25 protein-coding genes and 1 tRNA gene are annotated in these 25526 nt (G+C 64.1%); 13 read left to right on the top strand and 13 right to left on the bottom strand.

Annotated elements, in window-relative coordinates; all coding sequences use genetic code 11:
- Nucleotides 1-15 precede the first annotated feature (15 nt).
- From VF617_RS15880 to VF617_RS15870, 3 genes are all read right to left on the bottom strand, one after another.
- Nucleotides 16-993: an amidohydrolase family protein gene (locus VF617_RS15880; RefSeq protein WP_331015878.1), complete on the bottom strand. Its 978-nt coding sequence runs from the start codon at nt 991-993 to the stop codon at nt 16-18.
- 311 nt (nt 994-1304) lie between these two features.
- Nucleotides 1305-1907: a cytochrome b gene (locus tag VF617_RS15875; protein WP_331015877.1), complete on the bottom strand. Its 603-nt coding sequence runs from the start codon at nt 1905-1907 to the stop codon at nt 1305-1307.
- A 156-nt stretch (nt 1908-2063) separates the two neighbouring features.
- Nucleotides 2064-4508: a TonB-dependent receptor gene (locus VF617_RS15870; RefSeq protein WP_331015876.1), complete on the bottom strand. Its 2445-nt coding sequence runs from the start codon at nt 4506-4508 to the stop codon at nt 2064-2066.
- 329 nt (nt 4509-4837) lie between these two features.
- Here VF617_RS15870 and VF617_RS15865 point away from each other — a divergent pair, with 329 nt between their 5' ends.
- Complete coding sequence (locus VF617_RS15865) at nt 4838-6133, top strand: MFS transporter (protein ID WP_331015875.1); 1296 nt, start codon at nt 4838-4840, stop codon at nt 6131-6133.
- A gap of 41 nt (nt 6134-6174) precedes the next feature.
- Complete coding sequence (locus VF617_RS15860; RefSeq protein WP_331015874.1) at nt 6175-6774, top strand: nitroreductase family protein; 600 nt, start codon at nt 6175-6177, stop codon at nt 6772-6774.
- 139 nt (nt 6775-6913) lie between these two features.
- On the opposite strand, the gene VF617_RS15855 is transcribed toward VF617_RS15860, so the two are convergent.
- From VF617_RS15855 to VF617_RS15840, 4 genes are all read right to left on the bottom strand, one after another.
- Nucleotides 6914-7801, bottom strand: coding sequence for a LysR family transcriptional regulator (locus tag VF617_RS15855; protein ID WP_331015988.1), 888 nt, complete (start codon nt 7799-7801; stop codon nt 6914-6916).
- 662 nt (nt 7802-8463) lie between these two features.
- Nucleotides 8464-8548, bottom strand: a tRNA-Leu gene (locus tag VF617_RS15850).
- A gap of 65 nt (nt 8549-8613) precedes the next feature.
- Complete coding sequence (locus VF617_RS15845; RefSeq protein ID WP_331015873.1) at nt 8614-9153, bottom strand: hypothetical protein; 540 nt, start codon at nt 9151-9153, stop codon at nt 8614-8616.
- Between the two features lie 3 nt (nt 9154-9156).
- A complete protein-coding gene (locus VF617_RS15840) occupies nt 9157-10656 on the bottom strand; it encodes a YifB family Mg chelatase-like AAA ATPase (protein ID WP_331015872.1) in 1500 nt (499 codons plus the stop codon).
- A 238-nt stretch (nt 10657-10894) separates the two neighbouring features.
- Between VF617_RS15840 and VF617_RS15835 the strand changes: the two genes are divergently transcribed.
- From VF617_RS15835 to yihA, 6 genes are all read left to right on the top strand, one after another.
- On the top strand, nt 10895-11164 hold the full coding sequence (locus VF617_RS15835) for a hypothetical protein (RefSeq protein ID WP_331015871.1): 270 nt from the start codon (nt 10895-10897) through the stop codon (nt 11162-11164).
- Nucleotides 11165-11246: 82 nt separating this feature from the next.
- On the top strand, nt 11247-11381 hold the full coding sequence (gene rpmH, locus VF617_RS15830; protein ID WP_224922788.1) for a 50S ribosomal protein L34: 135 nt from the start codon (nt 11247-11249) through the stop codon (nt 11379-11381).
- 11 nt (nt 11382-11392) lie between these two features.
- Complete coding sequence (rnpA, locus tag VF617_RS15825) at nt 11393-11719, top strand: ribonuclease P protein component (RefSeq protein WP_331015987.1); 327 nt, start codon at nt 11393-11395, stop codon at nt 11717-11719.
- A 145-nt stretch (nt 11720-11864) separates the two neighbouring features.
- Complete coding sequence (gene yidD / locus VF617_RS15820) at nt 11865-12077, top strand: membrane protein insertion efficiency factor YidD (protein ID WP_331015870.1); 213 nt, start codon at nt 11865-11867, stop codon at nt 12075-12077.
- An 18-nt stretch (nt 12078-12095) separates the two neighbouring features.
- Nucleotides 12096-13814 carry a membrane protein insertase YidC gene (yidC, locus tag VF617_RS15815; RefSeq protein WP_331015869.1) on the top strand — a complete coding sequence of 573 codons (1719 nt, stop codon included), beginning with the start codon at nt 12096-12098 and terminating at the stop codon, nt 13812-13814.
- Nucleotides 13811-14452 carry a ribosome biogenesis GTP-binding protein YihA/YsxC gene (gene yihA / locus VF617_RS15810; RefSeq protein WP_331015868.1) on the top strand — a complete coding sequence of 214 codons (642 nt, stop codon included), beginning with the start codon at nt 13811-13813 and terminating at the stop codon, nt 14450-14452. The genes yidC and yihA overlap by 4 nt, the downstream gene beginning before the upstream one ends.
- 39 nt (nt 14453-14491) lie before the next feature.
- Here the strand turns inward: yihA and murJ are convergent, their stop codons facing one another.
- Together murJ and secB are read right to left on the bottom strand one after the other, a co-directional pair.
- On the bottom strand, nt 14492-16045 hold the full coding sequence (murJ, locus tag VF617_RS15805; RefSeq protein ID WP_331015867.1) for a murein biosynthesis integral membrane protein MurJ: 1554 nt from the start codon (nt 16043-16045) through the stop codon (nt 14492-14494).
- Between the two features lie 24 nt (nt 16046-16069).
- The gene (gene secB, locus VF617_RS15800) at nt 16070-16576 is read right to left on the bottom strand and encodes a protein-export chaperone SecB (RefSeq protein ID WP_331015866.1); all 507 of its coding nucleotides are present in this window, start codon (nt 16574-16576) and stop codon (nt 16070-16072) included.
- A 163-nt stretch (nt 16577-16739) separates the two neighbouring features.
- Between secB and VF617_RS15795 the strand changes: the two genes are divergently transcribed.
- The 4 genes from VF617_RS15795 to VF617_RS15780 all read left to right on the top strand — a co-directional run bounded on the left by VF617_RS15795 (nt 16740) and on the right by VF617_RS15780 (nt 21032).
- Complete coding sequence (locus VF617_RS15795) at nt 16740-17384, top strand: Tim44/TimA family putative adaptor protein (RefSeq protein WP_331015865.1); 645 nt, start codon at nt 16740-16742, stop codon at nt 17382-17384.
- Between the two features lie 11 nt (nt 17385-17395).
- On the top strand, nt 17396-18667 hold the full coding sequence (locus VF617_RS15790) for a murein transglycosylase A (RefSeq protein WP_331015864.1): 1272 nt from the start codon (nt 17396-17398) through the stop codon (nt 18665-18667).
- A gap of 41 nt (nt 18668-18708) precedes the next feature.
- The gene (locus tag VF617_RS15785; protein WP_414714075.1) at nt 18709-19266 is read left to right on the top strand and encodes a Smr/MutS family protein; all 558 of its coding nucleotides are present in this window, start codon (nt 18709-18711) and stop codon (nt 19264-19266) included.
- Nucleotides 19267-19358: 92 nt separating this feature from the next.
- The gene (locus VF617_RS15780) at nt 19359-21032 is read left to right on the top strand and encodes a putative bifunctional diguanylate cyclase/phosphodiesterase (RefSeq protein WP_331015862.1); all 1674 of its coding nucleotides are present in this window, start codon (nt 19359-19361) and stop codon (nt 21030-21032) included.
- 600 nt (nt 21033-21632) lie between these two features.
- Here the strand turns inward: VF617_RS15780 and dapE are convergent.
- A complete protein-coding gene (gene dapE, locus VF617_RS15775) occupies nt 21633-22781 on the bottom strand; it encodes a succinyl-diaminopimelate desuccinylase (RefSeq protein ID WP_331015861.1) in 1149 nt (382 codons plus the stop codon).
- Here dapE and VF617_RS15770 point away from each other — a divergent pair.
- Nucleotides 22781-23248, top strand: coding sequence for a cupin domain-containing protein (locus VF617_RS15770; protein ID WP_331015860.1), 468 nt, complete (start codon nt 22781-22783; stop codon nt 23246-23248). The two genes, dapE and VF617_RS15770, sit on opposite strands and share 1 nt — an antisense overlap.
- Here the strand turns inward: VF617_RS15770 and VF617_RS15765 are convergent.
- From VF617_RS15765 to VF617_RS15755, 3 genes are all read right to left on the bottom strand, one after another.
- Nucleotides 23245-23910 carry a glutathione S-transferase family protein gene (locus VF617_RS15765; RefSeq protein WP_331015859.1) on the bottom strand — a complete coding sequence of 222 codons (666 nt, stop codon included), beginning with the start codon at nt 23908-23910 and terminating at the stop codon, nt 23245-23247. The genes VF617_RS15770 and VF617_RS15765 overlap by 4 nt on opposite strands.
- Before the next feature lie 209 nt (nt 23911-24119).
- Nucleotides 24120-24347, bottom strand: coding sequence for a hypothetical protein (locus VF617_RS15760; protein ID WP_331015858.1), 228 nt, complete (start codon nt 24345-24347; stop codon nt 24120-24122).
- 49 nt (nt 24348-24396) lie between these two features.
- Entirely contained in the window at nt 24397-25500 is a 1104-nt protein-coding gene (locus VF617_RS15755) for an acyltransferase family protein (protein ID WP_331015857.1), read from the bottom strand.
- Nucleotides 25501-25526: the final 26 nt, after the last annotated feature.

The following is a 25526-nucleotide window of genomic DNA, read 5'->3' as shown; positions in this document are numbered from 1 at the left end:
TGCTGTGTTCCTTCCCTACAGCTTGAACAGCGCCTGAGCGTTGTAGTCGAGGATCGCGCTCTTCTCGTCGGCGGAGAGGTACGGGTTGGTCTCCAGATAAGTGACCGCCTCGGTCAGGCTCCCGAAGATTTCGTCCGAACCGAGCAGTAGCCGGTCGGTGCCGTAACTCTTCTGCACGAGAAGCATTGCTTCGGGGATGTCCTGGACCGACGTGTCGTACCAGAATTTGCGAAACGGCTTCATCGGGTCGTCGAGCGTGATCGGCGAGTGATCCATCCACTCGTAGAAATTCGCCGCGACCGCACCCGACGCGCGCGTCGTGAGCCCGCGGACAAGGTTCCGCTTGGTCCGCTCCCACACATAGGGAAGATGACCGCCACACACCGCGAAGATGAATTCGATGTCCGGAAAGCGCATGGACAGGCCGGAATATACGATCCGCTGCGCGGTGATCTGGAGCTGTGCCAGCGATCCCGACGCCAGCGACAGGTTATAGTCGGCCATGCCTGGATGCGTGCAGCTATGCGCGCCCACCGGGTGAATATAGGCCTTCGCCTTGCGGCGGTTGAGTTCCGCCCAGAACGGTTCGAACTCCGGGTCGTCGAGCGGCCGGCTCTGGAAGAAACAGGGAAAGCAGATCCCTTCGAAGCGCAGTTCATCGAGGCATCGGACGGCTTCGGCGATCGCCTCGTCGACATAGGGCAGCGGCACCCAGCCGAACGCGCGGAAGCGCCCTCCGCTGCTGGTAACCGTATCTGCGTAGATGTCGTTGATCAGCCGCGCGCCCTCGACCGCGCCCGCCAGGTTGGGAACCTGGGTCTCAAGGCCGACCGCCGACAGGATCTGGTGGTCGCAACGATTGTCATCGAGAGTCTTCAATCGTCCGCTCAGATCCTCGGACTGCCCCGATCCGCGCGCGTGGTTCAAGCCGAGTGTGACCAACTTATCGGTATAGGATGTCGGAAAATAATGGGCGTGCACGTCGATGCGCATCGCTAGGCCTCCCCCGGTTTCTTGTTGTCCGACATGTCCGATATCCATCGCCAATTGCCCAATGAGAACGGGCAATGCTTCCATGCAGGGACTTTATCGGAAGCTTTCACGGGCGAGTTTGGGGCCCGCCAAAGCGATGGTAATGAGCCATCACTAGATGCGAGCAGCGCGGCCATTCGGCTTCGAGCCGACTCCGCAAAACCTTGGCTCGTCGGGAAGCCAGCGCCCGAGGCGGCGCCCGCAAAGGTCACCGTTGCCCGCAAGGCTGAAACAGTGACTGAAGTTGGTGTGATATCGCTGTCGTACGTCGGCTATCGCCACCACATCCGACGTAACATTGCATGATCGCGATCGATCATGGCGTGTTTCAGCACGCCCAAGACATGCAACGCCAATGCGGCGAACAGCGCGAGTTTGAAAACGACCGTGTGCAAAATCCCGCCGGCCATTACCCAGGGGCGCGCAGCCGTCGCCGGCAAGGCCGGATCGAAAGGCACAATCTGAGGCAAAGGCCCGATGCCCCACAGCGCGACGGGCCTACCCACGGCTTGCGACAACAACATGCCGGTCAGCGGCATCGCAAACATCATCACCAGGAGAAGCTTGTGGACTACCGACGCCAGACGGCGCTCCCATATGGCGAGCCGCGCGGCTGGCGGGGGCGGCGGCGAGCGCCGTATCCACAGCACGCGCGCGAAGGCCAGCAGCAATACGGTCAAGCCAATCGACTTGTGGAACGCGATCACCGCGTCACGCGTCGGATGCCCCCGGGGCCAGTTGTCGAGCGTGAGGCCTAGCACCACAGCCGCGATCACGAGGGCCGCGATGCTCCAGTGGAACGCCTGGGACAGGCGCCCGTAACGCTCCGTGTCGTTGCCAACGCCGTGCGCCTGGATAACCGTTGACGTCGCCATGATCTACCTTTCTTGATCGATCCACATCGTCAGGTCGGGGCACGCCCGCGCCCCGACCTTTTATGCTTCTCTCTTGAGCAGAAGCGGCTTGATCTGCCGCACGGGAGTATCCGCCGCTTTGATAAGTCCAATGCGGCGATCTTGCCGAGATCGCCTCTAAAAATGGAAGCCCAGGTTTAGGCCGTAAGTCCGGGGCGGGTTGAGTACGCTGAAGAATATCCCGGTCGCTTGATTGGGGGCTGCGCCTTGCGTGACCGTTGCCTTGTCTTCCAGATTGCGAACGAACGCCTTGACGCTCCACCGGCCTTCCGGCGCTTCATAGCCGAGTGAAAAATCGGTGCGCGTATAGCCTTCCTGATATTGTGACGGGAGCTTAGTGTACCAGATGAACTTGCCGTCGCGATATTGGGTTCGCGCAGTCGCGATGATGCGGGCGTCATTCTCCAGCGGAAATATATGGGTGTACCCCGCGCCGATGGTCCATTTATTGACGGCGGGCAGCTGGACGCCAGCATAGCTCGTGATCGCGCCGGTAAACGGGTTGGCGACGTCGAAGCTGCGATATCGGCCATCATTGTACAGCACGTTGAGATCGAGCGTCCCATAGTCGAAGACGCGCCAGGTCAGATCAGCCTCGATACCGCGGAGCCGCGCGCCCCGGGCATTGTCAGTCCGTATCGACAAGGGGCAGGCGGTGCGAATCCCGGCGCCGGAGCAGGCCGATGAACCGTCGTTGATGTACCCCAGCGAATTGAACTGATAGTTTTTGTAGTCGAGCCAGAAGCCTTCGACGTTCAATTGAAGCCGGTTGTTAAAGAACCGATTTTTGATCCCGATTACATAGCTTTTGACCTGTTCGGGATCGTAGCGGTAACGATTGGGGCCGGCTTCAACACCCAGGTTAAACCCCCCTGCGTGAGAGGCCGTCGAAAAGTGCCCATAGAGCATCGACTGCGGGGCGACATCTACCTCAAGCCCGGCCCGGTAGCTCGTGTCGTCGAACGCCGCAAAACCTTGCGATGGGTAGGTCCGCCTCAATCCCGCGGGGAAACTGTAGACCGAGGTCACGGTCCCGTTCAGTGCGGCCTTGGATTCGTGGGTAAAGCGGATCCCCCCGGTCACGCGAAACCAGTCGGTGAGTGAAAACGTCGCCTGACCAAAGCCCGCATAACTTTCGTTGACGGTGTCAGGATCGGCGATTTCCGTCTGGAGCTGGATCAGAGTTGGTCGGGCAAGGCAGATGCCGGCGACGGGGGCCGTTGCACAAGTGATGGTCGGAACGGGGATCGCCTGGTTGTTACTCGCAACTATGCCGGAATTGATCTGGTGCTCTCGCAGATAAAAGCCTCCGATCACCCATTTGAGCGGTCCGGTGTTATTCCGACTGGAAGAAAGGCGAACTTCGGAAGTGTACTGGTCCGCATCGGTCAGCAAAAACGTCCGGCCGACTTCATTGCGCTGAAGCGTGTCGATGTCGGTGTGCCGATAGCCGGCGATCCCGGTAAGTTGGGCAAACCCTAGATCCGTCTCGATCGTTACATTGGCGCCGTAAAACTGGTTGTCGATATAGCCGTCGCCAGTGATCTGGTCGATTCCGAACGGATATGTGCAGAGCAAACGTGCCGGGACACCGCCGGGCGTCGGGGCGCCGGTCACCTGTGCGCGGCAAAAAGTGCCTGCGGTGGGCCCGGGGACCGCCTGCGGAGGCGCCGCCGCCTGCAGCACTGCGTTCACGCGGGGATCGGACGGGCCGACAAATGGATCGTCGGGGACCACGAACCGGGTGGTCAACGAAGTGTTTCCGGCACTCGGCCCGATCGGGATGTAGCCAGGCCCCATCCCTCCTTGCGCTGCATAGTCGACCGATGCGAACACCGAGACAAGGCTCGATGGTTCCCATACAAGGCTCGCGCGTCCGGATTTTACATTCCTGTCGTTGTGGCCGTCGCTCAAATACCCCGTATTATAGTCCGATTGGCCAGCAAGGCGGAGCGCCGCGTTGGAGCCAAGTGGCAGGTTCACCGCTGCGGTTGCACGCACCGCGTCATAGTTGCCGACCTCGATCTCTCCATCTAACGACCTTATGCCGATCTTCGGACGATTGGTGATGAGGTTTACTGCGCCACCTGTGGCATTCCGGCCATAAAGTGTCCCTTGCGGGCCCTTGACGACTTCGACACGAGCCACATCAAAAAATGTCGCGCTGATGCCGGCGGACCGTGAATAATAGATGCCATCGACGCTGAACGCGATCGCGGGATCGGCGGTCGGTGTAAAGGTCCGTGACCCGACCCCACGAATGAAAATTGCTGAATTCGAGCCGTTGGATTCGACATTCAAACCAGTCACCAGCTTGCTCAAATCCTGCGCGGAGGAGACGCCGGCGCGAGTTAGCGCTTCGCTGTCCAGCGCGGTGATCATCTGCGGCGTACTTTGCAAGGTGGTCTCGAACTTGGTCGCGGTGACGATGATGTCCGCCAGGCCGGACTCCTCCGCTTCCTGGCTCTCCACGGGCTGATTGGTTACCGGCGGTGCGCTTTGCGCATATGCGGTGCTGCTGATCGCCATGGCGCTTGCGCCGATCAAAACCGAACGAATCATATGGTCCCTCCCCTATAGCGCGGGCGCATTCGCCCTTCGCAGTCGCAGCCAGTCTTGGCTCAAAACCACTGCTCCGTGATTATGCGTGCGCGGGCGAATGAAAAACGCCTATGGCGGCATAAGCAGCAATTGAATCGACGCCGGGCGCTGAGCGTCTCGGGCAACGCTCCCATGAAGGCGGACTTTATCCGGAGCTTTCTCTGGACAAGTTGGTGCCTGCCCTAAGCGACGGTAATGTGCCCATGACCAGATACGATTGGCGCTGCGTTTCTGACGCAGGTCAGGTGGCAACGAGTCGCTGCAAGCGCGACCGCATGGGGAGGCACGAGATGGCGACAACAGTAACGACCCCGCAGGTGACGAGCGGGCGCGCCTATGCTGGTTATGTCCTGTTCCTGTTGATCCTCGTCAACATGATGAACTCCGTCGATAGGGCCGTGGTCAATATTCTGGCCGAGCCGATCAAGAGGGACTTGGGCTTCAGCGATACGCAGATCGGCTTGATTGGGGGCCTGGGCTTCGCGCTCGTTTATGGCTTGCTTGGAATCCCGATCGCCCGCTTCGCAGATCGCGGTAACCGCAAAATCCTGCTCGCCACCGGGCTCGCGGCATGGTCGGCGATGACCATCGTCACTGGCCGGGCTACCGGCTTTTGGTCGATGCTGCTTGCGCGGTTCGGCGTCGGGGCGGGCGAGGCGACCTGCTATCCTTCTTCCTTGTCACTGATCGCCGATTATTTCCGACCGGCGCAGCGGCCGCGCGCCATCGCGCTGTTCCAGATCGGCCTTCATTTAGGCTTCATCGTGGGTGCAGCGGTGGCCAGCTTGGTCGCTGAGCGCCATGGCTGGCGGGCGGCGTTTACAGTGCTCGGTCTGCCCGGCATCGTGTTGGCCGGGATCATGCTACTGACCCTCCGCGAACCTACGCGCGGGGGACTGGACGGGCCCAGCGCATCCCGCGGCAAGGACGCGGGATTCGCCGAGACGATCCGTCTGCTGTTTGCGGATCGCCCGTTCCTGTTGCTGGCGCTCGCCGGGACCTTCATGTCACTGGGCACCGCGTCGATGGCGAACTGGGGCGCGCCCTACATGATGCGCTCGCACGGGATGACGCAGGTCGAGGTGGGGGTGATACTCGGGCCGGCAATGGGCGGCGGCGGCCTGGTGGGTACTCTCATCGGCGGCATACTTGGCACGATGGTGGCCAAACGGGACGCGCGGCCCTACGCGCCATTGCTGGTCATGCTCTTCACGGCGCTTCCCGCCATTCCTGCGATCACGTTGTTCCTGCTTGCCCCGACCGTGCCGCTTGCGGTCGTCGGCGGACTATTCGGCGGCGTGCTGACCTCGATGCATTATGGATCGCTGATCGCGGTAGCACTCGGCCGCATACCGTCTGGGCGCCGGGGCATGGCGAGTTCGATCCTGATCCTGGGCCAGACGGTAATCGGATTCGGCATGGGGCCCCTGATCGTCGGTGCGATCAGTGACGCGCTGAGCGGCGGCCTCGGCTCTGAATCGCTACGCTACGCAATGCTGTTGGCTCCGCTCGCGATTCTGACCGGTTGGTCGCTGACCTTCCTTACGTGGCGCAGGCTCAATGCGTTTCAGACTGTCCCGGCCTAACCGGAGCGCGGACGCCCCCTCCCCCCTTTTGAGGAGCCATCATGACAATTGGCACACGGGTCGCCGATTACCCGATCGATCCGAATTTCCTGCGCCGTTGGAGCCCGCGGGCCTTTGACGGCTCGGCCCTGACACGTGAGGAGCTGCTGCCCTTGTTCGAGGCTGCCCGCTGGGCGCCCTCATCGTTCAACGCACAACCGTGGCGCTTCCTTTATGCGGTGCGCGGTTCGGCCGAATGGGATCGGTTCCTCGATCTGCTCCTGCCCTTCAACCAAGTGTGGGCGCGGCAGGCCGGGGCCCTCGTGCTTATATTGTCCGATACGAAGATGGTGCCCCCTCAGGGCGGCGATCCCTTCCCGTCGCACAGCCATAGTTTCGATGCAGGCGCGGCCTGGGCGCTGCTTGCGCTGCAAGCGCACGCCAATGGTTTGTATAGCCATGGCATGACCGGGGTCGATTTCGCCGCTGCGCGAGAAACATTGAACGTGCCTGAGCGCTTTCGCATCGAGGCGGCAATCGCGATCGGCCGGATAGGCGATGCGGACACGCTGCCCGAGCCGCTACGCGCGCGCGAGAAGCCGAGTCCGCGCCGCCCCGTTGAGGGCAGCGCCGCAGCCGGCGCCTTTCCGGACAGTTGGTGAAGCGAAACGGCAAGGGCCGGAATAGGTAGGAATTTACCAGGCTGCTCCGCACGGCCGCCGCGGATAACGAATTCGAACATTTGGTGGTCGCCTTCGCATCGAGGAACAGACTCGTCTCGCGCCCACGATGTGCCGCGGATCAGCCCTCCGTTCGGTGCGCGACCACGGCGCGCAGTTGCTCCATCAGCCAGCACATCATCGGCTCCTTCGCGCGATAATTTTGCCACTGCGCCACAAATTCCATTCCGGGTATTTCGACCGGCGCGGGCAGCACCACGACTGGAAGCATCGTCGCGCAGAGCTTGGCATAGCTCGTCAGCGTGGTTGCAATCAGGTCCGTGCCGATGATGGCGTGGGGCATCGCGGCGTAGCTGCTGGCTCGCGCTACTATCTCCAGTCCTTCCGAAAGGCGATGTAGCGTCTGCCCGACGGGGTGAACGAGCCGCTCGTTAGGCTGGCTGATGCCGATATGCCGACCGCGCAGAAAATCGCTTTCCGATATCCCCCCGGCGTGGCGACCGTCCCTCCACACCATGCAGCTCATCGTTTCCGAGAACAATCGTTCCTTTGCGAACTCGGGAGAGGCGAACGCCTCGCCGACGATGGCGATGTCCAGCGGCCGCTCGAACAGGGTCGCCACCGGCTGATAACCGAATGGCAGTGACAGAAGCCGCATCAGCGGCGCTTCTTTGCACATTCGGGTGAGCAGCGGTCCCAGGATAATGAGCTCGAGGACGTCGGGAACGACAATGCTGACTGTTCTCTCGTCGCACGCCGGGTCAAAATCGGGACTGAAGTCAAACACCTCGCGCGAGGCTTGGATGAGCTGGCGGACTCGTGGCCGTAGAGCCAGCGCAAGCTCCGTAAAGCGGGTGTCGCCACCGCCGCGGTGCACAACTAGCTCGTCGCCGAAAATGCCTCGCAGTTTCTTCAGTGACACGCTCATCGCGGGTTGCGTGAGGTGACTCTTGCGCGCCGCGTCGGTGAGGGTGACGCTGTTGAGGATCGCATCCAGGGCGAAAAGCAGGTTGAGGTTGAAACGGTCCAGCGCGGGAACTCCCTTGCTACGTCCATGCCACTACATGTTGACCAACGCAAACAGCCGTCTCGCTTAGCGAGGCTTATTCCTCGGACCCTATCGGTTTCCGGCGGAGCTGGCGGCTATCCCGGAGCGGCTACGGACGCTTTGCGACTGGAGCCCCCCATCGCGCCATCCAAGCTTCTCGCGGATCTGCTCGACGATAGTTCTGCTGCCGTCCGTGAGCGGCAGGCACACCTCAGAGCGCTTCGCACCGAACGGACTCGGGTAGAAGGCGCGATCCAGAACATGTTCGACTTTATCGAACAGGGTATCGTCAGCCCTCGCGATACCGATTTCGCCGCCCGACTAGCCGGCCAACGTGCCCGCCGTGCCACCTTGAACAGGAGATTCTGCTCGTCGAGCGACAACTGTCCGCCGCCGACCGGCAGGTGACGTCCGATGCGATCGATCGGCTCGGCGAGGTCATCCTTCGCAAGCTGCGATCGAATGATCCCACCGCTCGACAAGGCTACGCTCGCCGGTTCATCGCCAAGGTGGTGGTAGCGCCCGACTTGATCACCATTACGGGACCTATCAAGCCACTGGCTATCGCTGCCAACGGTGATCCCGATCAGCGAGCACCAATGGTGCCCTCTCTTGATCGGGAGTGGTGCCCCTGGCCGGACTCGAACCAGCACGCCTTGCGGCACTCGATTTTGAGTCGAGCGCGTCTACCAATTTCACCACAGGGGCAGCGCCGGATTCGCTAGACGACCGCGCGTTAAGGAGCAAGAGAGGTTAGGCTCCTCGATATTAACTTACGTACCCTCAAGATCAGACCATTCGGGCCGCTTGAGCTCCTCGCCAGCCAGCATTGCCCGCACCAACTCTAGGCGGTCACCCAGGAACTCGACGAGTAAATCGCGCTCTTCCACGGTCGCGGTTCGCCCTTCAATCTCTACAGCGGTGCTTTCAAATATGAGGCGGGTAGCAACCAGTTGTCCGTTTAGCGCGACAAGGTGGCGCGCAGCTGACCTGCTACCTTGGTCATCAAGCTCATAAACGGGGAAGCGACTGATCTCGTCGATCACTCCGCCAAATACAGCGGCAGCTCCTCGTAGGGTCAGCGAGACAGGTAGAAATTTAGGAGTCGTCCGATGATAACTCTCAAAGATTTCATACCCGTTTTGAAGCAAGCGGACGGCTGCCTTTCTCAGCTGACGCTTACGGTGCCAAATCGGCATAAACGCAGTGAAATAAGTTACCACGAGAGCTAGCATCGCGCCGAAGAACTGCGCCCAGCCCGCAAGTTTGTCGTGGCCTTCGAACCACAAAACGAGGTCGTCCATCTTGCTCATCCCTCAGCTCCGTGGTGCCTGCCGCCTGTAACTCAGCGCCTCCGCCACATGGATGCGTCCCACGCCTTCCGCTCCCGCGAGATCGGCGATCGTGCGCGCGACGCGGAGCACGCGGGTATAGCCTCGGGCCGAGAGACGCATCGCTTCGGCGGCCTGCGCCAGCAGCTTGCGGCCGGCTTCGTCCGGCACCGGTAGCGCGTCGCCTTCGGCTTCGGCGTTGGTGCGGGCCTTGGTGGCCGAATAGCGCCGCTGCTGGGTGAGGCGGGCTTCGGCGACCCGCGCCGCGACTTCCTTCGATCCTTCCGCCGGCGGGGGCAGCACGAGATCAGCGGCGGTGACGGGCTGGACCTCCACATGAAGGTCGATGCGATCGAGCAAGGGACCCGAGACCTTGGCCTGGTAATCGGCAGCACATCTGGGCGCGCGGGCGCAGGCAAGCGCCGGATCTCCCAGATGTCCGCAGCGGCATGGGTTCATCGCGGCGATCAGCTGAACGCGGGCCGGGAATGTGACGTGCGCATTGGCGCGGGCCACGCTGACCACCCCGGCCTCCAATGGCTGGCGCAGCGAATCGAGCACCGCGCGCTGGAATTCTGGCAGTTCGTCGAGGAACAGGACGCCCAGATGCGCGAGACTGACTTCGCCCGGCTTCACCTTCAGCCCGCCCCCGGTGAGCGCGGCCATCGAGGCGCTATGGTGCGGCGAGCGGAACGGCCGCGTGCGGGTGAGCCGCCCGCCCATCAGCGTGCCCGCGACCGATGCGACCATCGAAACCTCGAGCGCCTCGGCGGCATCGAGCGGCGGCAGGATGCCGGGAAGGCACGAGGCGAGCAGCGACTTGCCCGCACCCGGCGGTCCGCTCATCAGCATGTTATGGCCGCCCGCCGCCGCGATCTCGAGCGCGCGCTTGGCGGTCTCCTGGCCCTTCACCTGAGCGAGATCGGGGCCGTGATCCGGCGCGTCGGCCTCACCCGGCGGGGGAGCCGCGATGAGCTGGTTGCCCTTGAAGTGATTGAGCAGCGCGATCAGGTCGGGCGCGGCGATGACTTCCACTTGCCCAGCCCATGCGGCTTCGGGGCCTTGTGCGACGGGGCAGACCAGCCCCTTGCCGATCTCCGAAGCATGGAGCGCGGCCAGCAGCACTCCGGGCGAAGGGGCGATGCGGCCGTCCAGCGCGAGTTCGCCGACGACGACATAGCCCGCAAGCGTCTCGGCATCGACGACGCCCATCGCTCCCAGCAGCGCCAGCGCGATCGGCAGATCGAAATGCGAACCTTCCTTGGGAAGATCGGCGGGCGAGAGATTCAGCACGATATGCTTGGGCGGAAGCGCCAGGCCTATCGCGGCCATCGCGGCGCGGACGCGCTCGCGGCTTTCGGCCACTGCCTTGTCGGGCAGGCCGACCACGACGAATTTGGGCAGTCCGGCGACGAGGTTGCATTGCACCTCGACCGCGCGCGCTTCCAAACCCAGATACGCAACCGTCGATACGCTCGCAACCAAGACCGCCTCCCCCCAGAGCGGGGCGAGCATAGCGGCTTTTCGCCGATGTGGAACGGTGTCGCGCCACAATGGCTGAAATGTCGTGTGGCACCACGGAGCGGCAATGCGCGTTCTCCTCGCGATGGATGACACGCGCCCTGTCTTGCATGAGCAACACACAGTCCCCACTTCACCCCCTATGGAGAGCAAAGGACGCCGCAGCCCCGTTATTCGCATCGCCCTGCTCATTGCGGGGGTATTGCTGATCCTCGTGACCCCATTGGTGGGAATCATTCCCGGGCCGGGTGGAGTTTTCGTATTCGCCGGCGGGCTGGTGCTGGTGCTTCAGAACTCCAATTGGGCGCGCGGGCGCTTCGTCCGGCTCAAACGCCGCTGGCCGCGTTTCGGGCATTATGCCGATATGGCGCTTCGCCGGCGCAGCTTCCGCAGACGCCAACAACGCGATAAGGAAGCCGCCGCGGCCGAGGCCGAAGCCGCGATGCTCGGCTTCCCGCAGGAGTCGCGTTGACTTGATCGTGAACCCTGCTTATGGGCACCCGACACGCGGCCGCCCTTGTGGTGGCCCTTTTAGTTATGTTCGAGGATGAGCGATGAAGCGGACCTTTCAGCCGAGCAATCTGGTGCGTGCGCGCCGGCACGGCTTCCGCTCGCGGATGGCAACGCCGGGTGGCCGCAAGGTGATCCGCGCACGCCGCGCACGCGGGCGCAACAAGCTTTCGGCGTAACTGCCGCGGCCCTGACCGGCCTCACGCAGCGCAAGGACTATCTGGCGGCGAATAGCGGCAAGCGGGCTCCCATGCCCGGCTTCGTCCTGCTGATGCGCGCGCGTGAGGATTCGGATCCCACGATGCGGATCGGGATCACCGTTTCCAAGAAGGTCGGCAACGCGGTCGTCCGCAATCGGATGAAGCGGCGCTTCCGCATGCTCGCGCGCGAAGTGTTGCCCACTGAAGGGCTGGCGGGCGCGGATCATGTGCTGATCGGGCGAAACGGCGGGATCGAGCGCGATTATGCGGCGCTCAGGGCCGAACTGGTCAAGGCGCTGGCGAAGGTGAAAAGATGAACCGCACCTTCTCCTCGCTCCCCTCCCTGCAAGGGAGGGGCTGGGGGTGGGTGGCGTCAGGGCGTACCGCAGCCGCTCGCCGCCGCGAGCCGTATCGCGGGCATCGACCCACCCCTAACCCCTCCCTTTCAGGGAGGGGAATCACATGATCGCCCGCCTCCTCATCCTGGTCGCTCGCGGCTGGCAGCTCGGCCCTTCGCTGGTCCTGCCGCCCAGCTGCCGTTACTCTCCAAGCTGTTCGGCCTATGCAATCGAGGCGCTTCGCCGCTATGGGGCGCTCAAGGGCGGCTGGCTTGCGGCGAAGCGGATCCTTCGTTGCAATCCATGGGGCGGATGCGGGCATGATCCCGTACCGTAAGATTTCCGGGGAATATCGGTGAAAGAAGACCAGAAGAATTTTCTGCTGTTCGCGGTGCTGGCGGCGCTGATCCTGTTCGGCTGGCCGATGATCGCGAGCTGGGTTTTCCCGACGCAAAATCCTGCGCCGAACAAGATCGAGGCCGGGAAGACCACGCCCGTCGCCGATCCGAAATCCGCGCCCACGGCCAACACGCCCGCCGCGATCCGCGACCGCGCGCTCGTAATCAAGGAAAGCGCGCGCGTCGCGATCGACACGCCCGCGCTCAAGGGCTCGATCAACCTGAAGGGCGCCCGGATCGACGATCTCGTCCTCGCCAGGTATCCGGAAACCATCGCCAGGAACGCGGCGCCGATCCGGTTGCTCTCGCCGGCCGGCACGCAGGACGCCTATTTCGCAGGCTTTGGCTGGCGCGACGACGGGTTGAAACCGCCGGGCGCGGACACTGTCTGGCAGACGAGTTCTCCGGTGCTCTCACCCGGCAAGCCGGTCACGCTTTCGGCGGCCAACGGCCAGGGCCAGATATTCCGGATCGAAATCGCCGTCGATGACAAATACATGTTCACGGTGAAGCAGACCGTCGCCAACGCCGGCACCGGCGTGGTCCCGGTCGCGCCCTATGGGCTCGTCTACCGCAACGGCATCTTCAAGGATCCCGATAGCTGGACCGTCCATATCGGCCCGATGTCGGTCCACAGCGGAGCCGCCAATTACGATCTCAACTTCAGCGACCTGGACGAAGCCGCCTCCAGCTTCCGTTCCAAGGCCACGTGGCTCGGCTTCACGGACAAATACTGGCTCACGGCCTTGATCCCCGATCAAGCGGCCGCGGTGGACGGCAATTTCCGCGCCGCACCTGGTGGCGCCTACCAGGCTGATTACGCCCGCGGCCCGCAATTGCTGCAGCCGGGCTCAAAGGTGTCGCACACCAGCCGCTTCTTCGCCGGGGCGAAGGAAACCGCACTGCTCGACACTTATGAAGCGCAGGGCGTCACGCGCTTCGGCAAGGCGATCGACTGGGGATGGTTCGAGATCCTCGAAAAGCCGATCTTCTATTATCTCGACTGGCTGTTCCGCATGATCGGCAATTTCGGCGTCGCGATCATCTGCCTTACGATCACGATCCGGCTGCTGCTGTTCCCGATCGCCAACAAGCAATTCGCCTCGATGGCGAACATGCGCGCGATCCAGCCCAAGATGAAGGCGCTGCAGGAACGGCACAAGGATGACAAGCAGCGCCAGCAGCAGGAGATCATGAAGCTGTACAAGGAAGAGAAGGTAAATCCGCTCGCGGGCTGCCTGCCGCTCCTGTTGCAGATTCCGATCATGTACGCGCTCTACAAGGTGCTGCTCCTGACCATCGAAATGCGCCACCAGCCCTTCGTCTTGTGGATCAGGGATCTCTCCGCGCCCGATCCCGCGACGATCCTGAACCTGTTCGGCTATCTGCCCTTCACCGTGCCCGGCTTCCTGGCGATCGGCGTGATCCCGGTGCTGCTTGGCGTCTCGATGTACTATCAGATCAAGCTGAACCCTGCGCCGATGGACGATATGCAGAAGCAGATCTTCGCGATCATGCCGTGGATGCTGATGTTCGTGATGGCGCCGTTCGCGGTGGGCCTGCAGGTTTACTGGATCACCTCCAACGTGATCACGATCCTGCAGCAGCGCTGGCTCTATTCGAAGCATCCGGGCTTGAAGGAGCCCCTGCCCAAGAAGGAAGCGAAGGCGAAGTGACCGACGCTTTCGAGCCAGAGGCTATCGAAGCGGCGCGCAAGCTCTTCGCCGGACCGATTTCGTTCCTGAAATCGGCGCCCTCGCTTGAGCATATTCCCAACGCAAACGTGCCCGAGGTCGCCTTTGCCGGGCGCTCGAACGTCGGCAAGTCTTCGCTGCTCAACGCGCTTGCGGGCCGCAACGCGCTCGCCCGCACGTCGAACACGCCGGGCCGGACCCAGGAACTCAACTTCTTCGAGGTCGGCGATCCCCTCGCCTTCCGCCTGGTCGATATGCCCGGCTACGGCTTCGCCAAGGCCCCCAAGGACATGCAGCGCAAGTGGCGCTATCTGGTCAACGACTTCCTGCGCGGACGCGACGTGCTCAAGCGCGCGCTGGTGCTCATCGATTCGCGCCACGGCATCAAGGATGTCGATCGCGAGATCCTCGACATGCTGGACACCGCCGCCGTCAGCTATCGCATCGTCATGACCAAGGCGGACAAGATCAAGGCGAGCGTGCTCACCGAAATGAAGGCGCTGACCGCCGATGAAGCGCGCAAGCGCCCCGCGGCGCATCCGGACATCATCGTCACGTCGAGTGAAAAGGGAATGGGCATTCCCGAGCTGCGCGCCGCAGTGGTCGAGGCGATTGGCTGAGCGGAAGGACGGGGAGCGGATGACAAGCAGGCGGCCGCCCTAGCGCCGGCGGATCAGCGCCTTGAGGTCGGCGAGCCGGAACGCGCGGGTGACGAAACAAGCGACGCCGTAGATCGCGCAGCCGGCGCCTACCAGCGTGGCGAGCGCCAGATAGCGCTGGACCATCGGCCCGTTGAGCCAGGGATCGAGCAACCTGTCTAATCCGAACACCGCCGCCCCCATCAGCAGCGCCGCGAGCGCGAGGCGGGGCAGGCGGTGCTTGAGCTGCGCATCGGCCTTGAAATGCCCGCGCTTCACCAGCTCGCGGTAGAGCATCCAGACGTTTAAGGTCGCGGCCAGCGCAGTTGCGAGTGGAGGCCCGACATGGCCGATCAGCGGGATCAGCGCGAGATTGGCGACGATGTTCACTGCAACCGACCAGAGCGCGAAGCGCACGGGGGTTCGCGTATCCTGTCGCGCATAATAGCCGGGCGTCAGCACCTTCATCATCACATAGCTGGGCAGCCCGATCGAGAAGCCGGCAAGTGCCAGCGCGCAGGCTGCGGTGTCCGCCGCGTCGAACTCGCCATATTGAAAAAGCCCGCGCACGATCGGCTCGGCCGCGACGATCAGCGCCACCATCGCGGGGAGCGTGAGGAACAGCGCGAGCTCGATGCCGCGATTCTGCGTCTCCATCGCTTCGGCTTCCTTGCCGGCGCCCAGCAGCCGCGAGACGGTAGGGAGCAGGATGGTGCCCAGGCCGATGCCGATCATCCCCAGCGGAAGCTGGTTCAGCCGATCGGCATAATAGATGTACGAAAGCGAGCCTGACGCCAGCAGCCCCCCGGCCAGCGCGCTGGAGACCAGCAGGTTGAATTGCGTGGCGCCCGCGCCCGCCGCGGCGGGGAGGATCAGCTTCATCAGCCTTTTCACTTCGGGATCCAGCCGGGGCAGACGGGGCTTCAGCGAGACTCCGGATTGCCGGCACGCCAAAGCGAGCCAGCCGAGCTGGAGCAGCCCGCCAACCGGAATCGCGATCGCCTGTGCGCGCGCAGTCTGGAACGGGTCGCCGTGGAACAGCAGCAGCGCGGTCACCATCGCAATGTTCAGCAGGATCGGCGCCGCTGCGTTGATCCAGAACTTGTCGAGCGAATTGAGTATCCCGCCGAGCAGCGAAGCGAGGCTGATCAGCATCAGATAGGGTATCGTGTAGCGCGACAATTCGACCGCAAAGGCGAACTGATCGCGCGGCGCATCGTTGAAGCCGCCCGACAGCGCCCAGGTAACGGGCCAGGCGGCCGCGAGCATCACCGCGGTGAACAGCAGCAGCGCCGCGAACAGCACCGCCAGCGCGCGCTCCGCAAAGGCAAGTGCGGGGCCCAGCTCGCCATTTTCGCCCATCTTGCGATTGAACATCGGCACGAACGCCGCCGCGAACGCGCCCTCCGCGAACAAGGCGCGAAACATGTTGGGCAGGCGGAATGCGATCGTGAACGCATCCGACGCGAACCCCGCGCCGACATAGCGCGCCTGGAGCGAATCGCGCACCAGCGCCAGCACGCGGCTGGCGAGCGTGAGCCCGCCCACCGAGCCGAGCTTGCGGGCGAGGTTCATGTCAGGTCTTGCCGCCCGACGGGGTCAGGCTTCGCCCGCTGGCTCGCTCAGCTGTTCGGCTGCCTGAGCCCGCTGCGCCATGTAGATGCCGCCGAAATCGATCGGCTCGAGCATCAGCGGCGGGAAGCCGCCGTCGCGGACGGCATCCGCGAGCACGCGGCGCGCGAAGGGGAACAGGATGCGCGGGGCTTCGCCGAGCAGGAACGGGTCCAGCTGATCCTCGGGGATGTTGCGCAGCCCGAACAGGCCCGCATAGGAAAGATCGACCAGGAACGCGACCTGCGTGTCCGCCTGCGCGCGCACTTCGACCTTGAGCACGACCTCATAGACTTCATCGGCCACCTTTGCCGAGCCGATATTGAACTGCACGTCGATCGCGGGCTGGACGGTGCCCTGATAGATAGCAGGAGCGTTGGGATTTTCGAACGACAGGTCCTTCACATATTGCGAAAGCACGCCGGCGGCGGGGCCGGTATCTTCGCCATTCTGCACAGGCTCGCCGGTTTCGGCGATGTTGTCGGTCTCGGCCATTCGAATGATTCCTCTTGTTCCGGAAAGTTTCGCGCATCCGGCGCGTTTCGTCGCGTGCGCGCCTAGCAGCCACGCGCGGGCGTTTCAATCGCCGCAGGGCTCACAGGCGGTTTGAATAGCGGGCCGCTTCGCCCTATGTATCGGGTAACGAGACTGGAGGACCATGTTCTACGTAATCCTTTTCGCGATGGTCGCGGCGTTTCTCGCGCTCCGCCTGTATGCCGTGCTCGGCAAGCGCACCGGGCATGAGCAGCCCTTGCCCAAGCCCGCCGAGGAGCGCGTGGGGCTGCCACCCGTGCCGCGCACGATCGACGTGACTCCCGAAGTTCGTGACAGCGGCGCCCGGGCGATCGAGACGGGGGCCGAAAGCGGCCTGCGCGCAGTGATCGCCGCCGATCCGAGCTTTGATGTCGCGCAGTTCGTCGAGGGGTCGAAATCGGCGTACCGGATGATCCTCGAAGCCTTTTGGAAGGGCGATGAGGAAACTTTGGGCTGGCTGGTGGAGGACGATGTTCGCGAAGGTTTTACAGCGGCAATCGCCGAGCGCCGCGAAGCGGGCCATGTGCTCGAAAACCGGCTTGTCGCGATCGAGCGCGCGCTGATCACCGAGGCGCTGGTCGAGGGCAAGACGGCGCGGATCACGGTGCGCTTCGATGCCGATATCGCTTCGGTGACGCGCGATGCGGATGGCAACCTCATCGCGGGGTCGATGAGCGACGCCGTGGAAACGCACGATAGCTGGACCTTCGCGCGCAAGCTGCGCAGCGACGATCCCAATTGGAAGCTCGTCGAAACCGACGACGCCTGAACAAGAGGCTGATGGCTATGCGGGCATGGGGGGTGGTCGTGCTGGCGGCGCTGTTGAGCGCTTGCTCGGGCGGAGTCGTGCCGCGTTATGTCGAGTCCGGGCCTGCGCCGGTTTCCGAGCCGGTTCGAGCACCCGAACCCCATGCGCATGTCGCGGTTCGCCAGCCCATCCCGGCCACCCCGCTTGCCCCGATCACGGCTCCGGCTGCCGCCCCCACGGTCACCGCCGCGGCCAAGGCGGGGGTGATTGCCGGCCCTCCGGTCGATACGCTGCCGATCACGGACGACAATGCGGCGCGCGCATTGGCCGCCTTCAAGATCAGTTGCGGCGGGCTCCAGAAGCGCACGGACAATAGCGGCCTGACGCGCGGCAGCGATTGGGCGCCGGCATGCGAGGCCGCGAAAACGACAGCGCCCCGCGACGCGCGCGCATTCTTTTCCCGTTGGTTCGAAACGGTCCAGATCGCCGACGGCAAGGCCCAGGCGACGGGCTATTACGAGCCCGAAATCGCAGGATCGCGCGAACGTCGCCGGGGATATGAAGTGCCGATCTACGGCCGCCCGAGCGACCTGATCGATGTCGAGCTTGGCCAGTTCAACGCGGATTTGAAGGGCAAGCGCATCCGTGGCCGCGTGGCCGGGCAGACCTTCATTCCGTATTTCGAACGCAAGGAAATCGAACAGGGCGCGATCCACGATAGGGCCCCGGTCATCGCTTACGCCGCCGATCCGGTCGAAATCTTCTTCCTCCAGATCCAGGGCTCGGGACGCCTTCGCCAGCCCGACGGCAGCGTGATCCGCATCGGCTTCGCCAGCCAGAACGGCCGCGACTATACGGGCATCGGCGCGTTGATGCGCGATCGCGGGCTGCTCAAGCCCGGCGGCGCATCGATGCAGGGCATCATGGCCTATCTGCGCGAGAATCCCGAGCAGGGCCGCGACATCATGTGGGAGAATAAGAGCTTCGTGTTCTTCCAGGAATTGAAGGGCGCGGGACCGCTGGGCTCGATGGGGCTGCCGGTGACCGGCCAGGCGAGCGCCGCGGTCGATCCGCGGTTCGTTCCCTTGGGCGGCCTCGTCTTCCTCTCGATGGACCGGGCGGAGGCCAATGGGCTTTGGGTAGCGCAGGATACCGGCGGAGCGATCAAGGGATCGAACCGCGTCGACACCTTCTGGGGCGCGGGCGAGGAAGCGCGCGCCATTGCAGGCGGAATGAATTCGCGCGGCACCGCCTGGCTGCTCGTCCCGCTCGGCACGCTCGCGCGGCTGACGGCCACGCCGTGAGGCGATTGGCGCCCGAGGAAGCGGCGCTATGGCAACGAGTGATCGCAAGCGTGAAGCCGATTGCGGGCCGGGCTGTTAAATCTCCCCTCCCTGCAAGGGAGGGGCTGGGGGTGGGTGCGCGCGCAAGCGCGCCTGCTACCCCGCCAAGGCAGCGCCAGCCGGGGCATCGAGCCCCGTCTGACGCTAAACCCACCCCTCAACCCCTCCCTGTTAGGGAGGGGAGTAAGAAGGGGGAGGGGAGTAGGAGCGCCAACACGCTAGATGGCTCCTGGGATCGTCAGCTCTCGCGGGGACTCGTCGCGCCCGAAAGCGCGATCGACTTGCATGGGCACAGCCTGGCCTCGGCCTATGACCGGCTGGATCGAGGGCTGGAGCAGGCGATAGCGCAGGGCGACCGGGTCCTGCTGCTTGTCACCGGCAAGCCCCCGCGCGCCGAATCCGAGCGGCCGCATGTGCGCGGCGCGATCCGCGCGGCGGTTGGCGACTGGCTCGCCGGTTCGCGCCATGCGGGCCGGATCGCTGCGGTGCGCAATGCGCACCCGCGCCACGGCGGCAGCGGCGCGCTATATATTGTGCTGCGGCGCGCTGATCGGGCCTGATAAGGAAAACAATCTTAACCTCTCTCTGCGATTTTCCGGCCTTCTGAAACCGGGCTTTCAGCCTGTGTGCGAAGGGGGATCGGGCAGCCGCGGTGGAAGGATTTTCGCTCAAGAGCCGCGCCATCGCCTTTGCGATGTGCGCCGGGGCGGTAGCGTTTATCCTCGCTCTCGCCGCGGCTTCGACTCCGGACATGATCACCGTGGAAACCGCCGGCCGCGCGCTGATTGCCGCGATCGTCTGCGGCGCGATGTGCTGGGCCTCGGCCGAGCGCACCATCGCATCGACCGCGGGGGCCATCGACGCGGCCATCGCGCGCCTCACCCAGGCGGCGAATGGCGACCTCGAAAGCGAAATTCCGCCCGAGATCGACGAATGCGTGCCCGAGCTTGCCTCTGCCATGGGCGGGCTGTTTCGCCAGCTTCACTCGAACCTCGAAAGCGTGCAGCGGCTTGCGATGTTCGATCCCGTGACGTCGCTGGCCAATCGCACCAATTTCCGCCGCACGGTGGAGCGCGCCCTCGCCGACATGCCCGCGAGCGAGAACGCGGTGCTCTATTTCATCGATCTGGATCGTTTCAAGGCGGTGAACGACACGCTTGGGCATGCCACCGGGGACGCGCTGCTGGGCATGGTCGCCAATCGGCTGCGGGCAATGGCGGACCGCTTCGCCGACGCCGGAACCGGTTCGCCCCTGATTGGCCGCCTGGCGGGCGATGAGTTCACGATATTCTTCCCCGGCCTGAGGGATCTGCGAGATGCCGACCGGATCGGCCGCGGCATCCTCTATGCCCTGTCCGAGAGCTTCGATCTTGCGGACCAGGAAGTGTCGATCGGGGCCTCGATCGGCATCGCGATGCGGCCCGAGCACGGCGTGACGCTCCACGACCTGATGCGCGCGGCCGATGCCGCCATGTATCATGCCAAGGCAATGGGCCGGGGCCGCGCCGAGCATTTCACCGAAGCGCTGGCCGCCGAGATCGCCGAGCGCACGCAGCTGGAAAGCGACCTTCGCGAAGCAGTGGACAAGGATCAGTTCACGCTCGTCTTCCAGCCTCAGATATCTGCAGTAGATGGCCGCATCATCGCCGCAGAGGCATTGCTGCGCTGGCGGCATCCCGACGGGCTCAAGATGCCTGGCGCCTTCCTGCAACGTGCCGAAGAGACCGGGCTGATCGTCGAGATCGGCGAATGGGTGGTCAAGAGTGTCGCCGAGACGATATCACGCTGGGGCCGGCTAGGGCTGGAGCAGCGGCTTGCGATCAATGTCAGCCAGCGCCAGATCGATCACGCAGGCTTCTTCCGCCGCCTGCGCGAGGCGATGCACGCCGCCGCGGCGCCTGCAAACCTGCTCGAACTGGAAATCACCGAGACGCTGGCGATGCATTGCTCTAGCGACGTGATGGACGCCGTCGCCGCGCTGCGCGCGGACGGCGCGACGGTGGCGATCGACGATTTCGGCACCGGCTATTCGAACCTCGCCCGCCTGCGCGGGCTGCCGATCGACCGGATCAAACTGGACCGATCGATGATCGAGCACGTCGCCGAGCATGCCGAAGCTCGCGCCATCGCCCAGGCGATGATCGGGCTGGTCCACGGGCTGGGCTGCGAAGCCGTGGCCGAGGGTATCGAGAACGAGGACCAGGCCGCGGTCCTGCGTATCATCGGGTGCGACGTGTTGCAGGGCTATGCAGTGGCACAGCCGATGGCGGAGGATGAGTTCATCGCCTGGGCCAAGGGCGTGGAGCCCCAGCGGATCGCCGGCTGACGCCGCCAAAGTTGACACTAGGGTCATACTATCGCACTTGTTTTTGCGGGGGGGGCGAATATTCCCGATGTTCGGACTGGCCATGGGGCTTGTTCGGAACGACGATTTCAAAGAGCGGGCGGCACCGCCGACCGGCCCAGCCAAGCAGGCGCAATCCTACATTGCAAGCATCTCGTCGTCCGGAAGGATAGCTCGGCGTAACTCACAAAGCTGTCGGACGGGTTACGACCCAGTTGCGGACATTCGCCCATCATGAGAAGGTGAGCTTATGACATCGATGCTGACCATCGCATTTGTCGCGCTCTTGCTCGCCTTCGTCGTGGCCCGCGTCGTTCAAAAGAGCGCTGGGCGACGGCCTTGGTTTTGGCCAGCAACCGGCGCCTGTGCTGTCGCGCCTGTCGTCCTGATTTACGTCAGCATGCAGTTCTCATCTCAAATGGTTGCATGGGCGCTGCTCCTACTGACGCCCGCCGCCGTCGCGTGGGCGACGGGCTGGTTTGTCGGTTCCGTGCTCCGAACGCGCTCTTCGGCAAACGGCAGCTAACCACCCATTTTCGGCGTGCCCAGCCGGGCCGTGAAGCCGCTGCTGATGCGCACGGCCTAGGAAGAAAAGGCTCGCCGCAGCACTTCCGCATAGACCTCGGCAAGCGCCGTCAGATCATCGAGCGCCACCGCTTCGTCGAGCTTGTGCATCGTCGCGTTGATCAGCCCGAACTCGACCACGGGGCAGAGCTTCGACAGGAAGCGCGCATCGGATGTCCCGCCTGTGGTCGAAAGCTCCGGAGCGAGGCCAAGCCTAGCCTGGATCGCGCCGGACACCAGCGACGACAGCACACCCGGCTCGGTGAGAAACGCCTCGCCATAGACCCTGCCCTTCACGACCGAATCGGGCGCGTGGCGCAGCACGATTTGCTCGATCCGGGCGACCAGATCGGGACCTTCTTGCAGATCGTTGAAGCGGATGCTGATCCGCGCCGTGGCGCGCGCGGGGATAATGTTGGTCGCGCGGTTGCCCACTTCCAGATCGATAACTTCGATGTTCGAAGGCTGGAACCAGGCATTGCCCGAATCCAGCTCGATCGCGTCGATCTCCGCGAGTGCGCGCACCAGCCGGGGTACCGGATTGTCCGCCAGATGCGGATAGGCGACGTGTCCCTGTTGCCCGATCACCGCCACATCGATCACCGCCGATCCGCGCCGGCCGATCTTGATCGTGTCGCCCAGCCGCTGTGCCGAGGTGGGTTCCCCGACCAGGCACATGTCGGGCCTCAGCCCGCGCTCCGCCATCCGTTCGATCAGCCGCGGCGTGCCGAAGGTGGCCGGGCCTTCCTCGTCGCCGGTGACGATCATGCTTACCATGCCTTCGGGCACGCGCGCCGCCGCGACGACGAACGCGGCGATCGCGCCCTTCATATCGACCGCGCCGCGGCCGTGGAGGAGGCCTCCGCGTATCTCGGGCTGGAATGCCCCGCTCGTCCAGCCCGCCCCTGGCGGCACAACGTCGAGATGCCCAGCAAAGGCGAAGTGAGGACCACCCTCGCCACGCACGGCCAGCAGATTCTCGACTGGACCATCGGGGGCTTCGCCCTCGACGAAGCGCTCGACGCGAAAACCGAGAGGGAGCAGCGCTGCCTCGAGCACATCGAACACGGCTCCGCGCGCTGGCGTCACGCTCTCGGCGGCGATCAGCGCCTTGGTGAGTTCGATTGCGTCTGGCAAACAGGCCTCCCGTTCCGGTGGAGGTGGCATTGCCCAAGCTCGATCTCGATACAATCCCGCAGACGAATGCGACCGGCTATCCGACTCCCTTCGACGAAGCCGTGCGGGGCCGCTGGTATCGCCGCCTCGGGCCAGCGAGCGGCCTGAGCGAGATGGGCGTCAGCCATGTCACGCTGAAGCCGGGCGCATGGTCCTCGCAGCGACACTGGCATTCGTGCGAGGACGAATTCGTCGTGATGCTCTCAGGCGAGGCAGTGCTGATCGACGATGCGGGGGAGCAGGTGATGCGGGCGGGCGACTGTGCGTCCTTCCCCAAGGGCGACCGCAACGGCCATCATCTGCAGAATCGCGGCGAGGTCGATTGCGTATTCATCGCCGTCAGCGCTGGCGACAAGGCGGCCGACGCCGGCGAATATCCCGATATCGACATGGTGTTCGGGCCGGGCGGATATGCGCGCAAGAACGGGACGCCCTACCCCAGCAAAAGGCTGCCTTAACCCGCCACCGGCGTTTCGAACTGCTCGATCACCCAATCCTCTTCCTGCGCGCCGGCGATCCAGTCCTGCATGAAGGGGTGCTGGAGCACCGCAAGCAGATAGGCCTGGGCGAAGCGGGCGACGGGGAGCGAATAGGTGACGATCCGCGTCACCACCGGCGCGAACATGATGTCCGCCGCGCCGAATTCGCCGAACAGGAATTGGCCCTCGCCCCCGAAGCGCGCACGGGCCTGCACCCATAATTCCATGATCCGCGCCAACTCCTGCTGCACATCGGCATCGGGGGTCTTGGGCGGATAGACTTGGCGGATGTTCATGCCGTGCTTGCGGCGGAGCGAGGCGAAGCCCGAATGCATTTCAGCCGCCATGGAACGGGCCATCGCGCGCGCCGCGGGGTCCTTGGGCCAGAACTTCTCGTCGCCCGTCTTGTCGTTGAGATATTCGACGATCGCCAGGCTGTCCCAAACCACGGCATCGCCATCCCACAGGATCGGCACCTTGCCGGAGGAAGGTGCGAATTCGTCGCCTTCGCGGCGCTTGTCCCAATTCTCGTCGTACAAGGGCACGACGACTTCCTCGAATGGAATGCCCGATTGCTTGCACGCCAGCCAGCCGCGCAGCGACCAGGAGGAATATGCCTTGTTGCCGATGATGAGCTTCATGGGCTGTCCTCTAGCCAAGCGCGAAGCCGGGGTCGAGGATGGTTGTGACGCTTATTGGGGGCAGCGAACGGGGTTTCTCGTGAGCCAATTCCATAGGAGGCGCGGCGGCGCCGCGGCTTCGCCTTTCGCCGCGGCAACTTTGCGCGAGTGCCAGCAAGCGGCCCCGTGAAGGACGGGCATGAGCCGCGTCGGGTCGGCCTTCGCCTGGTTTAGAACGCGCCGAGCTTGCGCACATAGGGATCGAATTGATTCCCCCTGTTGCTCGCCTCCCAGGCGGGGATGAGTTCCAGGACGATGGTGATTTCCATGGTCGTGAGCGCATCCGCGCGAGCTGCGGCGACCCAGACGGCGCCCAGGGGCTGCAGCCGAGAATAGTCGGGCGCCGATTGTACTGAAAGGGCCAAAGGCAGTGTCAGCGAAAGCAAAAAGGGTGGCATCGTCATCTCCGGGCGAATGGTCTGAACATCCCAGCCCTTGCAACGAAGGCTAGAGGCGAAGATGGATGCCACGCCGATGAAGCGGGGCCAATGCCATGAATACGAGCAGCGCGACGGCCAGTGAATACAGGAACGACGCCAGATACGGATAGCGCAGCACGCTCAGAGCCGCCTCGTATCCGGCCCGCTGGAATCCCAATCGCATCCCGGCCAGCCCGATCAGCAGCGACAGGATATAGCCAAGGATCGCGTTCATCCCGAAGACCTGGAACGGCGTGAGGGCGGCGCGGATCGCGGGCGCCCGCCCGGCCAGGACGCAGAGCACCAGCAGCAGCGCCGAAAGCCCCGAGGTGAGCAGGGCGAAGCTCGACGTCCACAGCTTCTTGTTGAGCGGAAACCATGGGTGCATCGCCAGCCCCATGGCGATCAGCGTGACGCCGCCGATCGCGATCCAGCGCAGCGCGCGCGCCGGATCGCGCTTCCACGTGAGTGCCGCGACTGCGCCGAGCAGCACATTGGCGAGCGCGGGGATCGTCGAAAACAGCCCTTCGGGATCATAGACGACATTGCCCGCCTCATCCCTGCCGAAGCGCCAGATATGCTGCGTGCCTACCAGCGTGCGGTCGACATAGCCGGCGAGATTGCCGCCGCGAGTGAAATCGCCGCCTAGCGCCATTGCCGCCCAGTAGAAGATCAGCGCCGCGCCCGCAGCCCCCGCTATCGCCCATAAGTGCAACTCCGCGCGTCCATCGGCGCCGCGCCGTGCTGTCAGGATCGCGATCGTGGCGGCGATCCCGTAGCAAAGTCCCAGGCGCGGAAAGACGCCGAAGACGCGCAGGTTCGCCAGCTCGGGCCGCACCAGCAATTGCCACGCCCAGCCGATCCCGATCAGGGCCGCCGTCCGCCAAGCGACGCGCCGCCACAATGCGGCGTCCACCTTGCGCGGAAAGGAGAGCCCGAGCGCTGCGCCCATCGCGCAGAGGAAAGCGGGGAACACCAGATCGGTGGGCGTGAAACCATGCCACTCGGCGTGATCGAGCGGCCACCAGACATGCTCGCCGGAACCAGGCGTGTTGACGATGATCATGCCCGCGACCGCGAGCCCGCGAAAGATGTCGAGGCCCTCGAGGCGCTGGAGAGGCTGGGAGGCCATGGGTATGGCCAGGGTGTTACCCATAT

Origin of the sequence: Sphingomonas sp. (assembly GCF_036388215.1) — a bacterium.
Taxonomy (GTDB): Bacteria; Pseudomonadota; Alphaproteobacteria; order Sphingomonadales; family Sphingomonadaceae; genus Sphingomonas.
The sequence above is the reverse complement of the archived record's forward strand: the minus strand, read 5'-3'. Positions and strand labels throughout refer to the sequence as shown.

What these genes read in the sequence shown, in the direction of transcription:
- VF617_RS15795 (WP_331015865.1), top strand. Translation starts at nt 16,740, where the DNA reads ATGTTCTACGTAATCCTTTTCGCGATGGTCGCGGCGTTTCTCGCGCTC.
- dapE (WP_331015861.1), bottom strand. Translation starts at nt 22,781, where the DNA reads ATGCCACCTCCACCGGAACGGGAGGCCTGTTTGCCAGACGCAATCGAA.
- secB (WP_331015866.1), bottom strand. Translation starts at nt 16,576, where the DNA reads ATGGCCGAGACCGACAACATCGCCGAAACCGGCGAGCCTGTGCAGAAT.
- VF617_RS15845 (WP_331015873.1), bottom strand. Translation starts at nt 9,153, where the DNA reads ATGAGCAAGATGGACGACCTCGTTTTGTGGTTCGAAGGCCACGACAAA.
- VF617_RS15875 (WP_331015877.1), bottom strand. Translation starts at nt 1,907, where the DNA reads ATGGCGACGTCAACGGTTATCCAGGCGCACGGCGTTGGCAACGACACG.
- VF617_RS15870 (WP_331015876.1), bottom strand. Translation starts at nt 4,508, where the DNA reads ATGATTCGTTCGGTTTTGATCGGCGCAAGCGCCATGGCGATCAGCAGC.
- VF617_RS15760 (WP_331015858.1), bottom strand. Translation starts at nt 24,347, where the DNA reads ATGCCACCCTTTTTGCTTTCGCTGACACTGCCTTTGGCCCTTTCAGTA.
- yidD (WP_331015870.1), top strand. Translation starts at nt 11,865, where the DNA reads ATGATCGCCCGCCTCCTCATCCTGGTCGCTCGCGGCTGGCAGCTCGGC.
- VF617_RS15765 (WP_331015859.1), bottom strand. Translation starts at nt 23,910, where the DNA reads ATGAAGCTCATCATCGGCAACAAGGCATATTCCTCCTGGTCGCTGCGC.
- murJ (WP_331015867.1), bottom strand. Translation starts at nt 16,045, where the DNA reads ATGAACCTCGCCCGCAAGCTCGGCTCGGTGGGCGGGCTCACGCTCGCC.
- VF617_RS15790 (WP_331015864.1), top strand. Translation starts at nt 17,396, where the DNA reads ATGGCTATGCGGGCATGGGGGGTGGTCGTGCTGGCGGCGCTGTTGAGC.
- rpmH (WP_224922788.1), top strand. Translation starts at nt 11,247, where the DNA reads ATGAAGCGGACCTTTCAGCCGAGCAATCTGGTGCGTGCGCGCCGGCAC.
- VF617_RS15755 (WP_331015857.1), bottom strand. Translation starts at nt 25,500, where the DNA reads ATGGCCTCCCAGCCTCTCCAGCGCCTCGAGGGCCTCGACATCTTTCGC.
- VF617_RS15860 (WP_331015874.1), top strand. Translation starts at nt 6,175, where the DNA reads ATGACAATTGGCACACGGGTCGCCGATTACCCGATCGATCCGAATTTC.
- VF617_RS15880 (WP_331015878.1), bottom strand. Translation starts at nt 993, where the DNA reads ATGCGCATCGACGTGCACGCCCATTATTTTCCGACATCCTATACCGAT.
- VF617_RS15865 (WP_331015875.1), top strand. Translation starts at nt 4,838, where the DNA reads ATGGCGACAACAGTAACGACCCCGCAGGTGACGAGCGGGCGCGCCTAT.